2 protein-coding genes are annotated in these 3089 nt (G+C 65.4%); both read right to left on the bottom strand.

The genetic code is table 11. The annotated features are described in order from the left end of the window. Nucleotides 1–1630: PAS domain-containing protein (locus Q0C59_RS12790; RefSeq protein WP_291216091.1), on the bottom strand; the 1630-nt coding region annotated here is incomplete at its 3' end. A gap of 49 nt (nt 1631–1679) precedes the next feature. Next, nucleotides 1680–3089, bottom strand: a 1410-nt coding sequence (locus Q0C59_RS12785) for an FAD-linked oxidase C-terminal domain-containing protein (protein WP_291216087.1), incomplete at its 5' end; no start/stop codon positions are given.

Below are 3089 nucleotides of genomic sequence, written 5' to 3'. Positions count from 1 at the left end.
TCAGGTGCAGCCCCACGAGCTGTTCGGGTGTGCCGTTGAGCCAGCGAGCATAGCTGGCGTTGGCAAAGCGGCAGATGAGCTTGGTGTCGAAGAACGCCAGCTGCACCGGCACGCTGCTGGTGATGGTCTGCAGGAAATTGCGTTGGGCGGCCAGGGCCACCTCGGCCGCCTTGCGCCCGGTGATGTCGACCAGCGTGTTGTTCGTGCGCAGAAAGCGGCCCTGCTCGTCCAGCACTGCGGTGGTGTTGAGCAGGCCGATGAAGCCGGTCCCGTCGCGCCGCAGCATGCCGATCTCGGCCGCCTCCAACGTTTCGCCGCGTTTGAGGCGCTGCAGGCGCTGCAGCACTTCGTCGAGGTACGCCGGCTGCACGTGGTCGCGGAAGTGTTTTTTGCCCACCACCTCGCTGCGGCTCTCGTAACCCAGCCAGGTGAGTTCGGTCTGGTTGATCAGCACATACAGGCCGTTGGCGTCCACCGAGTGGTAACCGCAGGGCGCCTGGTTGTAGGCGATCTGGGCCTCGCGCAGCGCGCGCTGGATCCGGTCCTTGGCTTCGGCCAGCTCTTCGGTGCGTTGCTGGACCGCGCTTTCCAGCTCGGCGTTGAAGCGCTGGATGCTTTCCTGTTGCAGGTGCTGTTCCGTGATGTCGCGCGAGACCGCCAGCAACATCACCGGCTGGCCGTTGGTGTCGCAGATCGGCGTCACCATGGTGTCCCACCACTTGGGCGTTCCCTTGAACGTGGGGCCATAAGCCACAAAGCGGGCGCTCTCACCGCGCCGGGCGGACGCTATCGAACTCACGGCCAGCTGCACGCCATCGTCGGGCCACCAGTCGGTCCAGGCGCCCAGGCGCACTTGTTCGAAGTCGTCCACCTCCACCAGGCGGCAACCCTGTGCCGTCATCTGCACCACGCGCCCTTCCAGATCCAGCACCTTGGTGCAGTCCGGGCTGCTGGCAATGATCTGGCGGTTGAGTTCGTCCTTGATGCGCGCTTCGGCCTCGAGCGTGCGCATGGGCGTGATGTCCTGGATGAAGCCGAGCTGGCTCGTGACATTGCCGTCCTTGTCGCGCAGCGGCGAGTTGCGCGCCAGCACATGCACGATCTCGTCGCCCGGCCGGACCAGCCGGAACTCAACGCTCAGACTCTCGCCGGTGGCGATGCCGCGGATCCAGTGCTCCTGCACGCGGGGCAGGTCGTCGGGGTGCACACGGTCGAGCCAGCCGAAGTTGGGGAATTCACGTTTGTCGAGTCCGAAGATCTCCTGCAGCCGGGTGTCGACGTGGGTGAGCAGGCCGGCTTGGTCGGTGCGAAAGATGCCGATGGGAAACGCGCTGCCCAGCGCAGCAAACAGCGCCTCGTACTCCAGCTGCGCGGCGGCCACCGGCGAACCTTGGTCGGCATCCAGCGCCAGTTCGAGCGACAGCGGCAACTCGGCATGAAAACCCGGTTCGCTGGACGAGCCTTCGTGCAGGCTGCCGCCCATGTGCTGGGCGTAGCGGCCCCTCAGGTGCAGGTTTTCGGCCTTGAGGGTCTCGATCTCCAGCAGCAGCGCCCGTTCGCGAGCCGAGATCGTTGCCTCGGGTCGGTTGGCTTCAAGACGGCTGTCTTTCGGAGGGAAGAGAGCGCTCATCGATCAACTGTACCCCACAGGGCACCGTGTTGAACGTGATATTTGACCCTCAGAACCGTGGCAAATCGGGGTGCGCCAGACGGCCTCCGCGCACCAGCATTTTTCCGTACTCAGCACAACGTTGCAGGGTGGGAATGACCTTGCCTGGGTTCAGTAGCGATTTGGTATCAAAAGCCCGCTTGACGCTGAACATCTGCTCGTTCTCCTCGGGTGAGAACTGCACGCACATGCTGTTGAGCTTCTCCACACCCACGCCGTGCTCGCCCGTGACCGTGCCGCCCATGGCCACGCTGGTCTCCAGGATCTCGGCACCGAAGAGTTCGCAGCGGTGCAGCTGGTCCGCGTCGTTCGCATCGAACAGGATCAGCGGGTGCAGGTTGCCGTCGCCCGCGTGGAACACGTTGGCGCAGCGCAGGCCGTACTTCTTCTCCATCTCTGCGATGGCCAGCAGGATGTCGGCCAGGCGCTTGCGCGGGATGGTCGAGTCCATGCACATGTAGTCGGGGCTGATGCGCCCGCTGGCCGGAAACGCGTTCTTGCGCCCGCTCCAGAAGCGCAGGCGCTCGGCTTCGTTTTGACTCACCGCAATGGCCGTGGCGCCGCAGCTGCGCAGCACCGCGCTCATGCGGCCGATCTCTTCTTCCACTTCTTCGGGCGTGCCGTCGCTCTCGCACAGCAGGATGGCTTCGGCGTTGAGGTCGTAGCCGGCGTGCACGAAGTCCTCCACAGCAGCCGTCATGGGCTTGTCCATCATCTCCAGCCCGGCCGGAATGATGCCGGCGGCGATCACGCTGGCCACGGCGTCGCCGGCTTTGCGGATGTCGTCGAAGCTGGCCATGATGCAACGCGCCAGCAATGGTTTGGGCACCAGCTTCACCGTGACCTCGGTGGTCACGGCCAGCATGCCTTCGCTGCCGATGATGAGCGAGAGCAGGTCAAGACCCGGCACGTCCAGTGCCTCGCCGCCGAAGGTGATGGGCTCACCTTCAATGGTGAATCCGCGCACCTGCAGTACGTTGTGCACGGTGAGGCCGTATTTGAGGCAGTGCACGCCGCCGGAGTTCTCCGCCACGTTGCCGCCGATGGTGCAGGCGATCTGGCTGCTCGGGTCGGGCGCGTAGTACAGACCGTGCGGCGCGGCGGCTTCCGAGATGGCGAGGTTGCGCACGCCCGCCTGCACCACGGCCGTGCGCGAGCGCGGGTCGATGTTGAGAATGCGGTTGAACTTGGCCAGCGACATCGTCACGCCCAGGGCGTGCGGCATGGCACCACCCGAGAGGCCAGTGCCCGCGCCGCGCGCCACCACGGGCACATCGAGACCGTGGCAGGTCTTGAGCACCGCGGCCACCTGTGCCTCGGTTTCGGGCAACACCACCACCAGCGGGCGCTCACGGTAGGCCGTCAACCCGTCGCATTCGTAGGGCACTGTGTCTTCGGATTGCCAGAGCAGCGCGTGGGC

The sequence above is a fragment of the Hydrogenophaga sp. genome (genome assembly GCF_022844385.1).
Classification (GTDB): domain Bacteria; phylum Pseudomonadota; class Gammaproteobacteria; order Burkholderiales; family Burkholderiaceae_C; genus Hydrogenophaga.
Note: the sequence above shows the minus strand (reverse complement) of the source record. Positions and strands in the feature narration are given on the sequence as shown.